Consider the following 17,245-nt stretch of genomic DNA (forward strand, 5'->3'; position numbering starts at 1 on the left):
TGTATGAATAAAACCGATTCATCTTCGCACACCCCCATGATGGTGCAGTACTTGCGCCTGAAAGCCGAGGCCGGTTCGCATCTGCTGTTCTACCGGATGGGCGACTTCTACGAGATGTTTTATGAAGACGCCGAGCGCGGAGCCCGGCTGCTTAACCTGACGTTGACCAAACGCGGCACCTCGAACGGCGCGCCCATACCGATGGCGGGCGTGCCCTTTCATGCCATGGAGGGCTATCTGGCTCGGCTGGTGGCCGCCGGCGTATCCGTTGCCATCTGCGAACAGATCGGCGATCCGGCCGCCAGCAAGGGGCCGGTAGAGCGCAAGATCGTACGCATCGTTACGCCCGGCACATTGACCGACGAAGCCTTGCTTCCCGCACGCGCTGACCGCATGATCGCGGCCGTATGGCAGACCCGTGTAAACCGCAGCGAGCGGGCCGGCCTGGCCTGGATGAACCTTGCCAATGGTGAGTTCCTGGTGAGCGAATGCGCACCGGCCATGCTGGAAACAGAGCTGCATCGCATCGCCCCGGCCGAGCTGGTGTGCGCCGAGAGCGCCAGGCTGGACGTCCCCGCAAACTCCGCGCGCAGCGCCATTCCTGATTGGCATTTCGATATGGATGGCGCGAACGAGGTGCTGCAGAAGCATTTCGCGGTCGAGTCTTTGGCGGGCTTTGGCCTGACCGACCTGCCAGCCGCCACGTGTGCGGCCGGCGCCCTGCTGCGTTATGTCAGTCGCACCCAGGCCCATACGCTGGTGCATGTGCAAACCCTGCGGGTTGACCACGCCAGCGAGTACGTCGTGCTGGACCCGGTCACGCGCAAGAACCTGGAACTGACGGAAACCATCAGCGGCGAGGGCAGCCCCACGCTTTTCTCGGTCCTGGACCACTGCGCCACACCTATGGGCAGCAGATTGCTGCGTCGCTGGCTGCACCATCCCGTACGCGACAACGCCACCGCACTCGACCGCCAGCACGTCATCGCGAGCTTCCTGTCGGCACCACCGGGCGCCTCCAGCCTGGAGGCGGAACCGTCACTTGCGGCGCTACGGCGCCTGCTGGATCGCTATCCCGACCTGGAAAGAATCGCGACGCGCATCGCCTTGCGCTCGGTGCGGCCACGCGAGCTTGCCAGCCTGCGCGACGCGCTGGACTTGTTGCCTGCGCTGGCCGATCACCTGCAGCGTTGCTTCGGATCTGCCACGCCGCTGGCCCGCTTCGAGTCGTCCGTCCTGGTCGACCCGCAGATTGCCCAGTTGCTGCAGCAGGCTATCGACCCCGAACCAGCCGTGTTGATACGCGAAGGCGGCGTCATTGCTTCCGGCTACGATGCCGAGCTGGATGAGCTGCGCCGATTGGCGACAGACAGTGGCGCGTTTCTGCTGGAATTGGAGGCGCGCGAGCGCGAACGCACGGGCATTACGAACCTGCGTGTGGAGTTCAATCGCGTGCATGGCTTCTTTATTGAGGTCTCCCGCGGCCAGGCCGACAAAGTCCCGGCCGATTATCGCCGCCGTCAAACCCTGAAGAATGCCGAACGCTACATCACCCCCGAGCTCAAGACCTGGGAAGACAAGATACTGTCAGCCAAAGAGCGCAGCCTGACCCGCGAGAAATGGCTGTTCGAGGGCCTGCTGGATCAGTTGAGCGTCCACGCGGGCGCCTTGTCGGTTTGTGCCGCTGCGCTGGCTGAAATCGATGCCCTGAGCGCACTGGCCGAGCACGCCTACCTGAACGACTGGACGGCGCCGGAACTGACCGAGGGCAGCGAAATCGTCATCGAAGCTGGGCGCCATCCTGTGGTCGAGCGCAGTATCGAGCAATTCACGCCCAATGATTGCGAACTGGGACCACAGCAGCGCATGCTGCTGATTACCGGGCCCAACATGGGGGGCAAGTCCACCTATATGCGCCAGATCGCCTTGATCGCGCTGTTGGCCCGGGTTGGCAGCTTTGTGCCGGCCGCCGCCGCGCGCGTGGGCCAGATAGACCGCATCTTCACCCGTATTGGCGCCGCTGATGATCTGGCCGGTGGCCGGTCGACCTTCATGATGGAGATGACCGAAGCGGCATCCATTTTGTCGGCCAGCACCCCGCAAAGCCTGGTGCTGATGGACGAGATCGGACGCGGCACGTCTACTTACGACGGCCTGGCGCTGGCGTGGTCGATTGCGCACCGGCTGTTGACGCACAACCAGGCGCTCACGCTGTTTGCCACGCACTACTTCGAAATTACGCGCCTGCCCACTGTGGCGAGCGCAGCGGCCAACGTGCATCTGGCGGCAGCGGAATCGCCGGCTGGCATCGTCTTCTTGCATGAGGTCCATCCCGGCCCTGCCAGCCGCAGCTACGGTATACAGGTGGCACAACGGGCGGGCATCCCGGGCGCCGTAATACGCCACGCATCGCGCGAACTGTCGCGGCTGGAAGCGCAAGGCGCGCCCACACCGCAACTGGATCTGTTCGCAGCGGCGTCGCAAGCGCCTGCCGCCAGCGAACCTGCACAAGACGATAGCGCTGCAGCCGACGACGGCTTGCTGCGTGCGGCCCTGGCCGATATTGATCCCGATCAACTGACGCCGCGCGAAGCGCTGGACACCCTGTATCGACTACGGAACGAATACCTTTGAACATCGACCAAGCACTGACTTTGCTGGGCGGTCTAAGCCCACAGCAATTCATGCGCCGCCACTGGCAGCGCAAGCCCCTACTGATCAGGCAAGCCATCCCGGACTTCAAACCCAGCCTGTCGGTGGCCAACATCCGCCAACTGGTGCGGCGGGAAGAAGTGGAGTCGCGCCTGATCTGGCGTGACGGCGCGACCTGGAACATGAAAAGTGGGCCATTCTCGCGCCTGCCCGCCGCCAGCAAACCAGGTTGGACCCTGCTGGCGCAAAGCGTGGACCTGCACGACGATGCCACCGCGCAGCTGCTGCAGCGCTTCCGTTTTATCTCGGATGCCCGCCTGGACGATGCGATGATCAGTATCGCCAGCGATGGCGGCGGTGTAGGCCCGCACTTTGACAGCTACGACGTCTTCCTGCTGCAGGCCCACGGCAAACGCCGCTGGCGCGTAAGTCAGCAAAAGGACTTAAGCCTGCTTGCCGGGCTGCCGCTGAAAATACTCGAGTCTTTCCAGCCCGAGGAAGAATATGTGTTGGAACCGGGCGATATGCTTTACCTGCCGCCCCATGCTGCACACGACGGCGTCGCTGTGGGCGGCGACTGCATGACAATATCGATCGGATTTCGCGCCCCCACCCAGGCCACGCTGGCCTGTGGCATGCTGGAAGCCGCCAACGACCAGATTATGGCCAACCTGGGCGATCTGGGGGGCTTGTACGCCAACCCAGTCATTCCGGGCCCGGCGCTACACGCCACCTACAAGGACGCGGGCACCCTGGCCAGCGCCCAGCCGGCCGAGCTGCCTCCAGCCTTGATTGCCGCCAGCATCGAGGCGGTCTCCCGGCTGCGCTTTACCGACGCCCTGGCGGCACGCTTTCTAGGCCAATGGCTTACCGAACCACCTGGCAATGCCTATTTCGACCCAGCGGAAGACTTGCCAGATCTCACCACCGGCATACCCACTGATGGCACGTTGAGCCTGGACCGCTGCACGCGACTGATGTACTGGAACCGAGAGCTGTACATCAATGGCGAAGTGGCCCAGGTGCAGGCCACCGCGGCTCTGCGGCAGTTGGCCGACCAGCGGCAAATGCCCTGCTCTGCGCCGGCGGTACGCAAACTTGGAACCGCAGAGCGGCAAGTGTTGATGCAGTGGCTTGAAGAAGGGTGGCTGCACTATGCCGCGCCCGACAGATAACCATATAAGCAATAAAGAAATAATAATCTTGTCGTTCGCAGGGCGCGGCAAGCTCCCTAGAATGGGCTGCATACTCACTCCACGAGCGCTGCATGCTGGCCCCTTCTTATCTACCCGAATCCAAACAGACACTGATCACCGAACTGACCGAAGGTCTGGAGTCCAACGCCTTGAGTTGGCTTTCCGGTTACTTCGCCGGTGTGGCGCAAGGCCGCCAGGCGCTACGTACTGCGCCGCCCCCGGTGCTCGCCACCGCCACCGATGTTGCGGTGGCACGTCAGCTAACCATCATTTATGGCAGCCAGACCGGCAACGCCAAACGCGTGGCCGAATCGCTGGCCGAGCGCGCCGGCGGGCTGGGCCTGACTGCCCGCCTGGTACGCGCCGACCGCTACACCACCCGCGAACTCAAGGACGAACAGTTGCTGTACATCGTCATGAGCACACAGGGCGACGGCGATCCGCCCGACGACTCTCTGGCGTTTGTCGAGTTCCTGCGTAGCCGACGCGCGCCCAAGCTGCCGCAGCTGAAGTACGCCGTCCTGGGGCTGGGAGACTCCAGCTATCCGCTGTTCTGCGGCATCGCGCAAAGCATCGATGCCCGCCTCGCCGAGTTGGGCGGCGAGCGTCTGCACGACCTGGGCACCGCGGATCTGGACATCGAGACGGTAGCCATACCCTGGACGGACAGCGCCATTGCCTTGGCGCAGAAGGCGCTAAAAGCCCAAGACATTCCGACCGCCAGCGTTACCCCCCTGCACCCTAAAACTTCCCGTGCGACCCGGGATCAGCCATTCCTGGCTGAAGTCCTGCTGAACCAACCCATCACCGCAGCAGGCAGCGACAAGGACGTGCGTCACCTCGAAATCTCGCTGGAGGGCAGCCAACTTAGCTACCAGCCCGGCGATGCACTCGGTGTATGGCCGACACAGGCCAGCGTGCTGGTCGACCAGGTACTGGCGACGCTGTCGCTGGAGGGCGCCCAACAGATCGAGATCGGCAATACGACCCGCAGCCTGCATGAGTGGCTGGCGCGGCACCGTGAACTGACGCAACTGACCCGGCCCTTCCTGGCCGCCCATGCCGAGCTGGCGGGCAGCGACGAGCTGAAAGCGCTGTTGCAGCCCGATGCGCTGGACGGCCTCAAGGCCTTCCTGGAAACGCGTCAACTGCTCGATCTGCTGAAGGCTTACCCTGCCAGTTGGTCCGGCCTCGCCCTGGTCAAGGCCTTGCGCCCTTTGACACCCCGTATGTATTCCATTGCCTCCAGCCAGTCCGTGGTCGATGAGGAAGTGCACCTGACGCTCGCCACCATCAACTACGAATACGAAGGCGAGTCGCGCTGGGGCGTGGCATCCAACTTTCTGGCCGCGCTGGACGAGGGTGAAAAACTGCCCATCTTTATAGAAGAAAACCAGCGCTTTCGTCTGCCGTCCGATACGTCGCGCGATGTGATCATGATAGGACCCGGCACCGGCGTGGCGCCCTTTCGCGCCTTTGTGCAAGAGCGCAGCGCTACGGCCGCTTCGGGTCGTAACTGGCTGTTCTTCGGCAACCCGCATTTCGCAAGCGATTTCCTCTATCAGACCGAATGGCAACGCGCCCTGGCGGACGGCGATCTGCACAGACTGGACCTGGCCTTCTCTCGCGATCAGGCCGACAAAGTCTATGTGCAGGACAAACTGACCGAGCGTGCCAGCGAAGTCTATGAATGGATACAGGATGGCGCCCATGTCTATGTGTGTGGGGATGCTACCCGGATGGCCAAGGATGTGCATCAGGCATTGCTGCGCATCGGCCGACAGGAAGGCGCCATGGATGAAGTGCAGGCCAAGGAATGGCTGGATGGCCTGGCGGCGCAGGGCCGCTATGCCCGAGACGTTTACTGAACAGGAAAGTAATGAGCAACACGGTATCTCATCTGGAAGACATCAAGGCGGCCAGCCGCCACTTGCGCGGCACGATCGAAGAAGGTTTGAATGACCCCGTTACCGGAGCCATCAGCGACGACGACAACAAGCTGTTGAAATTTCATGGCAGCTATCAGCAAGACGATCGCGATATTCGCGACGAACGCCGGCGGCGCAAGCTGGAACCCGCCTACGCCTTCATGGTGCGAGCGAGACTGCCGGGAGGCGTAGTGACGCCCGCGCAATGGCTGGCCTTTGACGACATTGCCAGAGGGTACGCCACGCGCGGCCTGCGCATTACCACGCGCCAGACTTTCCAATGGCACGGCATCATCAAACGCAACCTCAAACCCACCCTCCAGGCCATCAACCAGGCCATGGCGACCACCATTGCAGCCTGTGGCGACGTAAACCGCCAGGTTGTCAGCTCAGTCAACCCGCTGCTGTCCGGGCAGCATCGCCTGGTTCAGGAATGGACCAACAAGCTTTCCGATCATTTCATACCGCGCACACGCGCCTATCACGAGATATGGCTGGATGGCGAGAAGCTTACGGGCGAGCCGGAAGAAGAGCCCATATACGGCAGCACCTATCTGCCGCGCAAGTTCAAAATTGGTGTCGCCATACCGCCCACCAACGACATTGATGTCTTCGCCCAGGATCTGGGCTTGATTGCCATCATCGAGAAAGGCAAGTTGCTTGGCTTTAATGTGGCGATCGGGGGCGGGATGGGCGCCACACATGGCGACGACTCCACCTACGCGCGGCTGGGCAGCCTGATCGGCTTCGTGCCGCCCGAACAAGTGATTGCCACGGCCGAAGGCGTAGTGACCTTGCAGCGCGACTACGGCAACCGGATCGAACGTCAACACGCCCGCCTGAAATACACCATAGACCACCGGGGCCTGGACTGGTTCAAGCAGGCACTGGAGGAGCGCATCGGCTTCGCCCTGCAGCCGCTGCGCCCTTACCATTTCGACCAGAACGGTGATCGCTACGGCTGGCAGCAAGGCGAGGATGGGCGCTGGCACCTGGGGCTGGACATCGAGTCTGGGCGGCTCTGGGATGTAGAGGGCAAACGGCTGCAGACTGGTGTGCGCGAGATCGCCAAGATACTCAAGGGCGAATTCAGGATGACTTGCAACCAGAACCTGGTAATAGCCAATGTCGACGCCAGGGATCGTCAGCAAATCGATGCCCTGGTGGCACAGTACGGACTGGATGGCTACAAGCAGCACAGCGGTATCCGGCAACACACCATCGCCTGTGTCGCCCTGCCTACTTGCGGCCTGGCGATGGCCGAAAGCGAACGCTACGCCCCCATATTGCTACCCAAGCTGGAAGCGCTGCTGTCACAACACGGCTTGGCCGATGCCCCTATCGTCTTGCGGCTGTCGGGCTGCCCCAATGGCTGCTCACGGCCATACCTCGCCGAAATCGCATTGATAGGTCGGGCACTGGGGCGCTATGATCTGCGGCTGGGCGCAGACTTTACAGGTCAACGACTTAATACCTTGTATCGCGAAAACATCGACGAGGCGGAAATCCTCTCGGAACTCGACTCCTTGTTTGCCGGCTATGCGCGCGAACGCCAGGGCGATGAGAAGTTTGGCGATTTCCTGATAAGGTCTGCGGTCATTCCACCGCCCACCCAGAAGTTGATTCCTATTCGGCTGGATACTGTGACACTACCGAACACCGCATGAAACTCTTTCCCCTTTTCGCCGACCTGACGGGCCGGCGCGTGTTGGTCGTGGGCGCTGGCGATGTCGCCGAGCGCAAGGTCAAAAGTCTGCTTTCTTGCGGCGCCCGCGTCACCGTAGGCGCGCCTAGAATCAACGCAGAGCTGGAGCAATTAGGCGCAAAGGGCCAGATAGCGTTAATTACGCAGCGCTTTGATGCGCAGTGGCTGTCCGACGTATGGCTGGTCGTGGCCGCCACCGATGACCGCGAACTGAATCGCCGCATCGCCGAACTTGCGAACGACAGGCGGCTGTTCATCAACGTTGTTGACGACCCCGAGCTATCAAGCTTCCAGGTTCCATCGATTGTCGACCGTGCTCCGCTGACCATCGCCATATCGTCCGCGGGCAGTGCACCGGTGCTGGCACGCCGGGTTCGCGAACGCATAGAAAGCCTGTTCGACGCCACCTTGGGTTCGCTGGCGGAACTGGCGGCACGCTATCGACCAGCCATTCGTGCCGCCAGGCCGGAACTGCGCGGCCGCCGCGAATTCTATGATTGGCTGCTGGATGGTCCGGTTGCCGCGGCGCTACGCAGCCAGCGTCCAGAGGAAGCTGAAACCCTGCTACAAGCGATACTGCAGCAGGCGCAGCAGAAGGCGGAAGGCAAAGTCATATTGGTGGGCGCCGGGCCGGGCGACGCCGGCCTGCTGACGCTCAAGGCACTACGTGCGCTTAACGAGGCCGACGTCATTCTGTACGACAGGCTGGTCGATCAACAAATTCTGGACTTGGCTCGGCGCGATGCAACGCAGATCGCCGTCGGCAAGCGACCCGGCGAGGACCACGACGCCACTCAGGCCCGCATTCATCAGTTGATGCTCGCGCATACCAGCCAGGGAAGTCTCGTCGTCCGCCTCAAGGGCGGAGATGCGTTTGTATTCGGGCGTGGCGGAGAGGAACTGCAGTTTCTTCAGCAGCAAGGCATCAGCTACGAAGTGGTGCCGGGCATCACGGCCGCCCTGGCATGCGCCGCTTATGCGGGCATTCCCCTGACGCATCGAGACTATGCACAATCGGTACGACTGGTAACGGCCCACTGCAGGCCAGACAACCACGTCGAAGACTGGGCTTCACTAGCCCGCGAAAAGCAGACACTGGCCTTCTATATGGGGGTCAGCCAGCTTGATTGGCTATCGACCCAACTGATGCGACACGGCAGATCGGGCGACACGCCCTTTGCCATCATTGAAAACGGCACCCGCAGCAATCAGCGCGTGGTGCATGGGGCGTTGAAGGACCTGGCGCGACTGGGCCGCGAGCATGACATCAAGGCGCCGTCCATGCTGCTGGTCGGAGAAGTGACTGCGCTGGCGCCTACCCTGCAATGGTTCGGCGCCAGCCAGGCCGCTTGAAGCGGTTTATTTTTCCTTCATGTGCGTAGACAGCACATTGATGATGCGCTTGGCCGTATCGGTATCCTGAACTTGTCCGTTCTGGTCCAACACGGTAACCACCGACCCGCTACCCTGCTGTGCCACATGAATGCGGAATGGCGTGGGTTCGGCAGTGTTCTTTGATCCGAACATGCGGCCAATGAAGTTCTGCTGTTCGATTTTTTCGCCCGTATCGCTGTCCAGATACCGGATGAAGTAATCGCCTGCCGACCGGTTGCGATCTTCGACCGAGAAGCCGGCGGAGTCGATCGCCACGCCAACGCGGCGCCATGCGCGGTCGAAGGGCTCGCCCAGCGTGATGGCCGCTTGACCGTCGGTAACTTGCATGATTTCAGCTTCGCCGGAGGTTTTCTCGGCCTGTGCCACCATATCGTGTGCGCGCTGCACGTCCGTGCCCAGGAACACCATCAAACGCGCCAGCATTGCTGCGTTAAGACCGGGATCTTCCTTGCCGCCTACCCATTTGAAGGTGGTGCCGTCTTGCGTGGGCGTTTCGACCATGTGTTGATGGCTGATATAGACCTCGGTTTTTCCGTTGACGCGTTCGACGCGAGTGCGGAAACGCTCGCGTTCGCCGCTGTCGAAGACGGTGTCCACGATGGAGCCCAGCGCACTGCGGATCCAGCCTTCAGGAATCTTGGCGCGGTTCTCTGCCCAATCAGTTTCGATCAGGCCGGCGCGTGGATCTTGCGACTGTATGGTGAAGCCCTGATCGACCCAGAAGTCGATGATCTTCGGGTAGACGTCTTCGGCAGGCCGGGCAACTGAAAGCCAGCGCACATCGCCATCGCGCATCACCTCGACCCCTTCGGTCCGGGGCAAGATGCGCTCGGCGGCGCCGCGGCTCTGCTCTGCTTGTTGAGTCTGCGCATACTGGCTGAATGTGGCGGTGCCTTCCGGGGCACGGTAATGCGCTTCGCTGTTGGCCTGGGTAAGGTCGGGCGGTATGCTTAGCGGATCGCCCGAAACGGTGCTTTTGTAGTCGACCGCCTCTTCGTTGCCCATCATTTGGTTCAGGGTCGAACAACCGGCAAGCAGCAGTACGCACAGGCCAGCCGTCAGGCCGGCAAAGCGTTTGGTAATACGCGAATTTGTCATTTAGATAGAGCCCACGTCTTTCAACGATTTACGCACCAGCTCATGGTGCTGTTCGTGCAAGGAGGTTAAGGGTAAGCGATAGCCCAGTTTGGTCAGACCCATTTCAGCAACGGCCCACTTGACGGGAATCGGGTTGGATTCTACAAACAGCACTTTGTTCAAGGCAGCTAATTTGGCGTTCAGTTGCCGGGCCAGTATGCCGTCGCCCTTGATGGCCGCCATGCATAGTTCGTGCATCAGCCGCGGCGCCACGTTGGCGGTGACAGAGATATTGCCCTTACCGCCCAGCAGCATCAGTGCGACGGCCGTGGGATCGTCGCCGCTGAACACCAGAAAATCAGCCGGTGCATCGCGCAGAAGCAAGGCACCCTTGCCGATATCGCCCGTGGCATCCTTGATGCCGACGATGCCGTCTACCTGCGCGAGCCGCAAGATGGTCTCATTGGACATGTCGGCAACAGTGCGCCCGGGTACGTTGTACAGGATGGCCGGCAGATCGACCGCTTCAGCGATCGTTTTAAAGTGCTGATACAGCCCTTCCTGGGTGGGCTTGTTGTAATACGGCACCACAGACAAGCCTGCTTGCGCCCCCACCGATTTGGCATGGCGCGACAGTTCGATGGCTTCCGAGGTGGAGTTGCCGCCGATACCGGCGATGACGGGCAAACGCCCCGCCGCATGCTCGACCGCCACCCTGATCAGCTCGACATGCTCTTCCACTGTCACGGTCGGCGATTCGCCGGAGGTACCCACGACGACCAAGCCATCGGTGTCCTGCTCTACATGCCAGTCGATCAATTTTCGATACGAGTCGTAGTCCAGACTGCCATCGGGATGCATGGGCGTGATTAGCGCAACCATGCTGCCCTGAAAGGTTGGAGTCGTCGTATCCGCGGTTGTTGCCATAGTAGCAATCATCTCCTGGTAATCGTGAACGTGCCTAGCCGCAATTAACTCGCAAGTTTACCGGATAAGCGCGCGATATTATAAGAACCAATTGACAATTAGTTGCCCGAATGCCAGCAGAGGTTCCAGCACGATCCACAAAACCCCGGTAAACATCAGGATAATCAGGATCAGCAAGCCATAGGGCTCTATGCGTGAGTACTGCCAGGCCATCCGGCTGGGCAGCAAGCTGAACACCACGCGCCCGCCATCCAGGGGCGGCAGCGGCACCATGTTCAGTGCCATCAGGATCAAATTGACCTGTATGCCTGCTATGGCCATTTGCACCCAGAAGTCGCCCGGCGCGGCCCCGGTTCCGGCCAATAAGCGCAAGCTTAGTGTCCAGATGATGGCCATCACCAGGTTGGAGCCCGGTCCCGCTAGCGCCACCCACAACATGTCGCGCTTGGGGTTGCGCAGACGGCTCCAATCGACCGGCACCGGCTTGGCCCAACCGAACAGCAGGCCTGCCCCGCCCATCAGCTTCGTACTGAATAACAAGACCAGCGGGACGATGATGGTTCCCACCATGTCGACGTGACGGATGGGATTCAAGCTGATCCGGCCGGCCTGCCACGCGGTGGGATCGCCGAACATGCGAGCCACGTAGCCGTGCGCCGCCTCGTGCAGGGTAATGCCAAAGAGCACAGGCAAGGCGTAAACGGTAATGGTCTGTATCAGCGATTCCATGGGGTTCCGTGAAAAGGCCGCCCGGTAAAACCGGCGGCCTGTACGTTAGGCATTCAGAGCGGCAAAAAGTTTAATCCAGGCCGAGGGTGGCCAGGTCGCCCTGCCCGCGCCGCACGATTTCCGGCGTGGGGCCGCTGAGGTCGATAACGGTGGTGGACTCGAACGGACATGCGCCACCATCGATCACGCCGGCCAACTGGTTGGCATAGCGGTCGAAAATGGCCTGCGCGTCGTTCATGGGCAAGTCTTCCCCCTCGGGGATCAGGGTGGTCGACATCAGGGGAGAACCTGCGGCTTCCAGCAATGCCAGGGTAATCTTGTGCTTGGGCACGCGGATACCTATCGTCTTACGCGATGGATGTGAGACGCGGCGCGGAACCTCTCGGGTCGCCTCAAGAATGAAAGTCCACGGACCGGGCGTCGCCAGCTTCAGTAAACGGTACTGGCGATTGTCCACGCGTGCGAAGTGGCCGATCTCGGCCAAGTCGCGACACAGCAAGGTAAGGTGGTGGCGCTCGTCCAGGCCGCGCAAGCGGCGCAGCGCATCGGCGGCTGTCTTGTCGTCCAGGCGGGCGACTACGGCATAGCTGGAATCGGTGGGGATGGCGAGCAAGCCGCCATCGTTTAATAGCTGACCAGCCTGCTTGAGCAGGCGTGGCTGTGGGTTTTCTGGATGTACTTCGAAAAACTGGGCCATACGCATATCCTAACATTCAGGTGGTCAAGTTTACAGTGAGACGATACAGATGAAGCCAGCCTGTATCGTCTCATAAGTAAACATCCACTGCCGGACGCGTTATTGCGAGCCGCCCCCCGCGCCGGTGCCCATACCGCCGCCCATGCCGCCGCTGCCCGAACCACCGGTACCCATGCCGCCGGAGTTCATGCCGCCGGAATTCATGCCTCCAGAATTCGTCCCTCCGGAATTCATCCCGCCGGTTCCCATGCTGCCCGAGCCCGAGCTACCGGAGTTCATGCCGCCGCTACCTGCTCCCGTCGAAGGCATGGATGAGCCCTGATTGGACATGCCCGGAGACGTCGTTGTGGCCGATGAACCGACTGGAATCTCGGTCTCAGTGATTTCCAGGGTGGGCTGAATATCGATCTTCTGGCGTTCGAGCCATGATTGATGTGCCGCAGCGTCGTCGTGCGCCTGCGCCACCGCAAAGGGTGCGGCCAGCAAGGCGGTTATCAAAATGGTCTTGTGCACTGTTTTCATGATAGCGAGCTCCTTCATTGAAAGATTGCTGAACATTTATCGTAGAGGAAACGGCCGTACGGGTGAACCCGCAAACGTTTCAAACCGTCACGGCGGCCACGCATGCATCCTTAGGATGGTCCCGCGGGATATGCTAGAATCCCGTTCTCTTCGAGCAGGCAAAGTGCGACCGAAAGATGCTATACTTTTTGGTCGATCTTTGCTGCATCAATGGTGACCGTAGCTCAGTTGGTAGAGTCCCGGATTGTGATTCCGGTTGTCGCGGGTTCGAGCCCCGTCGGTCACCCCAAATTGGCTGCTTACGCCCTCCGCCTTACTGAATAACCCGAATAGAATCCACTTCTATCTCGGGAGGCCGCGTCAAACCGGTATCGACCTCACCGATAATCTCTACCTTGGTTTTCTCGCTGACTGCTTGAGCAGGAAAACGCTTGTCGTCGATCTCGGCAACGATCTCGCCACTACCGTCCGAAAAAATATACTGATCGTGCGACGTCCGACGCAACAGATGCCCTTGCAACTGCACGGCCTGATCGTCTTGCGGGTCGGCCAATATTGCCGCGACACTGCCTTCGTTTATGGTGGATGGCCCCGTATACTGCGCGAGTGCAGGCAAGGCAAATAATGCCGCCACCGTGGCTGGCACCATTAAAAGCCGCACATTAAAACCTATGCGCATAGAATCTCCTGGAATAAATGCTGGGGTAACGCCTGCAGCAATTAACAGACCCGTCTGGCCGGGCTGTGCTACCTACATGACCTGGGTCAGAGGCCGCTGTGGCTGACTTCATCTTGAACTGGTCCGACGCGCCCGCCGGCTGGGACTGGGCCGCGCAGGACGAAGACGGCCGCTGGTTCTGGTATGCCGTGGCCCCACAACTGGGCATAGGTGGCGGTGTCTGGCGCGCCCCTTCACGTGCACAGCAGTATGCGGGACAGGGCCAACCGAATGCGGCGTGGCACGACACGCTTAGACAACGTCCCGGCTAGAGATGCCCGAACACCCGCTACTCTATATACTTAGCTCACACCTTCCGGCACAACGACCTTATGGCGCTGAATATGGAATCCCTGCAATATCTCGTTTCTGAGTACTGGCCGCATCTTGCCTTCGTATTGAGTCTGGCCATCGGCGGGACGGCCGCCACCCATGCCGCCATGACCAAAAACGATGTGCGCGCCGCCATAGGCTGGGTAGGGGTCATCATGATGTCGCCGCTGCTCGGTCCCATGATCTATCTGGTGGCCGGCATCAACCGCATTCGTCAGGACCACATCTCCGAGCAGCGCAATAAAAGCCTGAAAGACTATGCCCCTACGCATGAGGCGTCAGATGTGGACGTTGCGGTGGCCGCTGCGCCGCAGTTCGCCTCGTTGCGGGTATTGGGTGACCGCATCAGCCGCTTTCCGCTGCGCGATGGCAACCATATTCGGATGCTGCTGGGCGGAGACGAAACCTACCCGGCCATGATCGAAGCCATCGACAAGGCCAAGCGATCCATCGCCTTGCAATCCTATATTTTTGACAACGACAGCGAAGGCCGCAAGATCGTCGACGCCTTGTCACGTGCGCACGAACGAGGCGTACAGGTGCGCGTACTGATAGACGCCGTCGGTTCGAAGTATTCGCGCCCGCCGGTTATCCGGCTGCTGCGCAAGCGCGGTATTCCATGCGCGCTATTCATGACCAACCCGCTGGGTTTGCGCATGCCATACGCCAACCTGCGCAGCCACCGCAAGATACTGGTGATCGATGGCTGCACGGCCTTCACCGGTGGCATGAACATACGCGAGGGCTTTGTCACGGCGGTGGCGGGTGCAGCGACTGCTGCTGACACCCATTTCATGGTCATAGGTCCTGTGGTGTTGCAACTGATTTCAGTGTTTGCGCACGACTGGGAATTCACCACCAAGGAAACCCTGCCTTACGACATCTGGTGCTGCGATACCTGGGAGGCGCCAATGCCGCATGTGCCGGCACGCTGTGTGCGTTCGGGCCCCGACCGATTTATCGTTGGCACGCATAACATGCTGCTGGGAGCCTTCGCCGTAGCGCAAAAGCATATACGCATACAGTCGCCGTATTTCCTGCCTGATCAAAGCCTGCTGGGCGCCATCAATACGGCAGCGCGCCGGGGTATCACCGTAGACATCGTCATACCCGGTAGCAACAACCTGCGCCTGGTCAGTTACGCCATGACTGCACAACTGGACCAGGTCATACGCAGCGGATGTCGCGTATGGCTGGCCGGCGGCAACTTCAATCACTCCAAACTCATCACCATCGATGGGGCGTGGTCGTATGTGGGCTCTTCCAATCTGGATCCGCGCAGCCTGCGCCTGAACTTCGAGCTGGACATGGAAGTCTACAGTCGCGATCTGGCCGGCCAGATCGAGGCGCTGATCGATGCCGAGATCGAGCAGTCCGAAATGGTGACCCTGGAAAGCCTGGCGTCCATTCCGTTTCGCAAGCGCCTGCGCAACCGCATAATCTGGCTGGCCAGCCCCTACCTGTAAACGGCAGGGGCACGGCCGCTTATATCGCCGGTCCCATCACGACTTCGGGTAGCCAGGTGACGATTTCCGGGAATACACACAACACCAGTATGGCTAACAACATCACCAGCACGTAAGGCAAGGCGCCCCACAATATTTCCTTGGTTGGTACATTGGGTGCGATTGAGTTGATAACGAACAAATTCAGTCCGACTGGCGGGGTAATCAGGCCGATTTCCATGTTGATGGTCAACACCACCGCGAACCAATAGGGATCAAACCCGGCCTGCGTAATGATGGGAAACAGCAGCGGTGCCGACATCACGATAATGGCAACCGGCGGCAGGAACATGCCCGATACCAACAGGAAGACATTAATAAGCCCCATCAAGGCCCACCGATTGATCTCCAGGGCGGCAATTGCACCGGCCAGCGACTGGGTGATGTAGAGCGACGACAGAGCGAAAGCGAAAAGCTCGGCCGACGCCATAATCATCATGATCATCACGCTTTCGCGCATTGCTGAACCAAATATGCCGATAAAAGGTTGAATGCGATACAAGCGGTACACCAGTATCACGACAACCAATGTCAGAAAGGCCCCGGCACCCGCAGCCTCGGAAGGTGTTGCCACGCCGCCGTACAGCACGAACAACATCCCGGCGATGATGAGCAGCAAGGGGAGAACACGAGGCAAGGAAGCGAACTTTTCCTTCCAGCTGTAGTGCAACCCTTCGACCCGGAAATGAAAGCCCTTGCGCCGCGCATCGATCAAGGCCCACGCCATGAACATCGCCGTCAACATCAGGCCGGGCAGCACGCCGGCAAGAAACAAGCGCCCTATCGAGGTTTGGGTGGAAATTCCATACACAATCATGGTGACCGATGGAGGAATCAAGATACCAAGCGTCCCCCCTGCTGCGATGGAACCCGTCGCCACCGAGTTGGGGTAGCCGCGCTTTTGCATCTCGGGTATGCCCATCTTGCCGATGGCCGCGCATGTGGCCGGACTAGAACCGGTCATGCCCGAAAAAATCGCGCAGGCTCCGATATTGGACAGCACCAAGCCGCCCGGCACCTTGTATAGCCATCGATCCAGCGATCGATACAGATCACCACCAGCAGGTGTTCCCGCAACTATGGCCCCCATCAGCACGAACATCGGAATCGCCACATACGCAAGGTTGGCAATGCCGGCAAACATGGTTTCGGCAGTAACGTAGATGACGTCCAGTCCCATATCGAGCAACAACCCCGTCAGAGCCGCCAGGCCCAGGGCAAACGCGATCGGCATGCCGGTTGCCAGCAGCACGCAAAGGCCTACGACAAGCGCAATACCAGCCATGGTCGGTGTCATGATGGCTCTCCTGCCAGTTTGATGATTTCAGCGATGTACTGCAGGCATAGCAATATGAAACCGGCCAGCATGGGCGTCAATGGCATCCATAAGGGCACCGCCGCCACGCTGGGGGTCGTCCAGCCGCCCTCCAACGCCTCGTAAAGATGTATGCCGGTGCCAACAACCATAATCAGGCAAAACAGCAACCCCATGACGGATCCGATAATGCCCAGCCTTATCTGAGTGCGCGGCCGCGCCAAGAGCTTGACGACATCCACGCCCACGTGGCCGCCCTTGAGCAATACATAAGGAGCGCCCAAAAAAATAGCGGCAGTCGCACTGAAGACGACCGCTTCAGTCTGCCAGATGGTGGCGGCACGAAACACATAGCGCATCAAGATCATCTGGCAAACTACGACCATGGAAAAGGTCAGCAGCAGCGCCGAAAGGACGCCGCAGGCGCGCGACAGCGTCTCGACCATGCTGATGTATCGTCGAATCATAGGAATCCTTTGTTATGGGGTTGCGCCCCCGACGCATTACCTGGGCAGCTACCAAGCTGCCCAGGTAACTTTCGGCCGA

15 protein-coding genes and 1 tRNA gene are annotated in these 17,245 nt (G+C 60.4%); 8 read left to right on the forward strand and 8 right to left on the reverse strand.

What is annotated here, in order from left to right; translation table 11 throughout:
- Positions 1-3 precede the first annotated feature (3 nt).
- The 5 genes from mutS to cysG all read left to right on the forward strand — a co-directional run bounded on the left by mutS (position 4) and on the right by cysG (position 8,834).
- Complete coding sequence (gene mutS, locus CKA81_RS09010) at positions 4-2,634, forward strand: DNA mismatch repair protein MutS (RefSeq protein WP_228255688.1); 2,631 nt, start codon at positions 4-6, stop codon at positions 2,632-2,634.
- Entirely contained in the window at positions 2,631-3,827 is a 1,197-nt protein-coding gene (locus CKA81_RS09015; RefSeq protein WP_128354958.1) for a cupin domain-containing protein, read from the forward strand. The genes mutS and CKA81_RS09015 overlap by 4 nt, the downstream gene beginning before the upstream one ends.
- A 92-nt stretch (positions 3,828-3,919) precedes the next feature.
- On the forward strand, positions 3,920-5,716 hold the full coding sequence (locus CKA81_RS09020; protein WP_128354959.1) for an assimilatory sulfite reductase (NADPH) flavoprotein subunit: 1,797 nt from the start codon (positions 3,920-3,922) through the stop codon (positions 5,714-5,716).
- A gap of 11 nt (positions 5,717-5,727) precedes the next feature.
- Entirely contained in the window at positions 5,728-7,443 is a 1,716-nt protein-coding gene (cysI, locus tag CKA81_RS09025) for an assimilatory sulfite reductase (NADPH) hemoprotein subunit (RefSeq protein ID WP_128354960.1), read from the forward strand.
- Positions 7,440-8,834: a siroheme synthase CysG gene (cysG, locus tag CKA81_RS09030; protein ID WP_128354961.1), complete on the forward strand. Its 1,395-nt coding sequence runs from the start codon at positions 7,440-7,442 to the stop codon at positions 8,832-8,834. Before cysI ends, cysG begins: the two co-directional genes overlap by 4 nt.
- A 6-nt stretch (positions 8,835-8,840) precedes the next feature.
- Here the strand turns inward: cysG and bamC are convergent, their stop codons facing one another.
- The 5 genes from bamC to CKA81_RS09055 all read right to left on the reverse strand — a co-directional run bounded on the left by bamC (position 8,841) and on the right by CKA81_RS09055 (position 12,828).
- Complete coding sequence (gene bamC / locus CKA81_RS09035) at positions 8,841-9,974, reverse strand: outer membrane protein assembly factor BamC (protein ID WP_128354962.1); 1,134 nt, start codon at positions 9,972-9,974, stop codon at positions 8,841-8,843.
- Positions 9,975-10,880 carry a 4-hydroxy-tetrahydrodipicolinate synthase gene (gene dapA, locus CKA81_RS09040; RefSeq protein WP_128354963.1) on the reverse strand — a complete coding sequence of 302 codons (906 nt, stop codon included), beginning with the start codon at positions 10,878-10,880 and terminating at the stop codon, positions 9,975-9,977.
- Positions 10,881-10,958: 78 nt separating this feature from the next.
- Positions 10,959-11,609 carry a site-2 protease family protein gene (locus CKA81_RS09045; RefSeq protein WP_128354964.1) on the reverse strand — a complete coding sequence of 217 codons (651 nt, stop codon included), beginning with the start codon at positions 11,607-11,609 and terminating at the stop codon, positions 10,959-10,961.
- A gap of 70 nt (positions 11,610-11,679) precedes the next feature.
- A complete protein-coding gene (locus tag CKA81_RS09050; RefSeq protein WP_128354965.1) occupies positions 11,680-12,306 on the reverse strand; it encodes an L-threonylcarbamoyladenylate synthase in 627 nt (208 codons plus the stop codon).
- A 99-nt stretch (positions 12,307-12,405) separates the two neighbouring features.
- Positions 12,406-12,828, reverse strand: a complete 423-nt coding sequence (locus CKA81_RS09055) for a hypothetical protein (protein WP_128354966.1) — start codon at positions 12,826-12,828, stop codon at positions 12,406-12,408.
- A 213-nt stretch (positions 12,829-13,041) separates the two neighbouring features.
- On the opposite strand from CKA81_RS09055, the gene CKA81_RS09060 reads away from it, so the two are divergent.
- Positions 13,042-13,117 (forward strand) — tRNA-His (locus tag CKA81_RS09060).
- A 24-nt stretch (positions 13,118-13,141) separates the two neighbouring features.
- On the opposite strand, the gene CKA81_RS09065 is transcribed toward CKA81_RS09060, so the two are convergent.
- Positions 13,142-13,507, reverse strand: a complete 366-nt coding sequence (locus CKA81_RS09065) for a YgiW/YdeI family stress tolerance OB fold protein (protein ID WP_128354967.1) — start codon at positions 13,505-13,507, stop codon at positions 13,142-13,144.
- A 98-nt stretch (positions 13,508-13,605) separates the two neighbouring features.
- On the opposite strand from CKA81_RS09065, the gene CKA81_RS09070 reads away from it, so the two are divergent.
- Both CKA81_RS09070 and CKA81_RS09075 read left to right on the forward strand, forming a co-directional pair.
- On the forward strand, positions 13,606-13,818 hold the full coding sequence (locus tag CKA81_RS09070) for a hypothetical protein (RefSeq protein ID WP_128354968.1): 213 nt from the start codon (positions 13,606-13,608) through the stop codon (positions 13,816-13,818).
- A 72-nt stretch (positions 13,819-13,890) separates the two neighbouring features.
- Positions 13,891-15,345, forward strand: coding sequence for a phospholipase D-like domain-containing protein (locus CKA81_RS09075; protein ID WP_128354969.1), 1,455 nt, complete (start codon positions 13,891-13,893; stop codon positions 15,343-15,345).
- Between the two features lie 19 nt (positions 15,346-15,364).
- On the opposite strand, the gene CKA81_RS09080 is transcribed toward CKA81_RS09075, so the two are convergent.
- Both CKA81_RS09080 and CKA81_RS09085 read right to left on the reverse strand, forming a co-directional pair.
- Positions 15,365-16,681: a TRAP transporter large permease gene (locus tag CKA81_RS09080; protein ID WP_128354970.1), complete on the reverse strand. Its 1,317-nt coding sequence runs from the start codon at positions 16,679-16,681 to the stop codon at positions 15,365-15,367.
- A complete protein-coding gene (locus CKA81_RS09085; protein WP_128354971.1) occupies positions 16,678-17,166 on the reverse strand; it encodes a TRAP transporter small permease subunit in 489 nt (162 codons plus the stop codon). The genes CKA81_RS09080 and CKA81_RS09085 overlap by 4 nt, the downstream gene beginning before the upstream one ends.
- Positions 17,167-17,245 lie beyond the last annotated feature (79 nt).

The organism is Pollutimonas thiosulfatoxidans, assembly GCF_004022565.1.
In the GTDB taxonomy this organism is placed as follows: domain Bacteria; phylum Pseudomonadota; class Gammaproteobacteria; order Burkholderiales; family Burkholderiaceae_B; genus Pusillimonas_D; species Pusillimonas_D thiosulfatoxidans.

Excerpts from the sequence above, each read along its gene's own strand:
- CKA81_RS09065 (WP_128354967.1), bottom strand. The coding sequence starts at position 13,507 with ATGCGCATAGGTTTTAATGTGCGGCTTTTAATGGTGCCAGCCACGGTG.
- CKA81_RS09075 (WP_128354969.1), top strand. The coding sequence starts at position 13,891 with ATGGAATCCCTGCAATATCTCGTTTCTGAGTACTGGCCGCATCTTGCC.
- mutS (WP_228255688.1), top strand. The coding sequence starts at position 4 with ATGAATAAAACCGATTCATCTTCGCACACCCCCATGATGGTGCAGTAC.
- CKA81_RS09080 (WP_128354970.1), bottom strand. The coding sequence starts at position 16,681 with ATGACACCGACCATGGCTGGTATTGCGCTTGTCGTAGGCCTTTGCGTG.
- CKA81_RS09045 (WP_128354964.1), bottom strand. The coding sequence starts at position 11,609 with ATGGAATCGCTGATACAGACCATTACCGTTTACGCCTTGCCTGTGCTC.
- bamC (WP_128354962.1), bottom strand. The coding sequence starts at position 9,974 with ATGACAAATTCGCGTATTACCAAACGCTTTGCCGGCCTGACGGCTGGC.
- CKA81_RS09085 (WP_128354971.1), bottom strand. The coding sequence starts at position 17,166 with ATGATTCGACGATACATCAGCATGGTCGAGACGCTGTCGCGCGCCTGC.
- cysG (WP_128354961.1), top strand. The coding sequence starts at position 7,440 with ATGAAACTCTTTCCCCTTTTCGCCGACCTGACGGGCCGGCGCGTGTTG.
- dapA (WP_128354963.1), bottom strand. The coding sequence starts at position 10,880 with ATGGCAACAACCGCGGATACGACGACTCCAACCTTTCAGGGCAGCATG.
- CKA81_RS09055 (WP_128354966.1), bottom strand. The coding sequence starts at position 12,828 with ATGAAAACAGTGCACAAGACCATTTTGATAACCGCCTTGCTGGCCGCA.
- CKA81_RS09050 (WP_128354965.1), bottom strand. The coding sequence starts at position 12,306 with ATGGCCCAGTTTTTCGAAGTACATCCAGAAAACCCACAGCCACGCCTG.
- cysI (WP_128354960.1), top strand. The coding sequence starts at position 5,728 with ATGAGCAACACGGTATCTCATCTGGAAGACATCAAGGCGGCCAGCCGC.
- CKA81_RS09020 (WP_128354959.1), top strand. The coding sequence starts at position 3,920 with ATGCTGGCCCCTTCTTATCTACCCGAATCCAAACAGACACTGATCACC.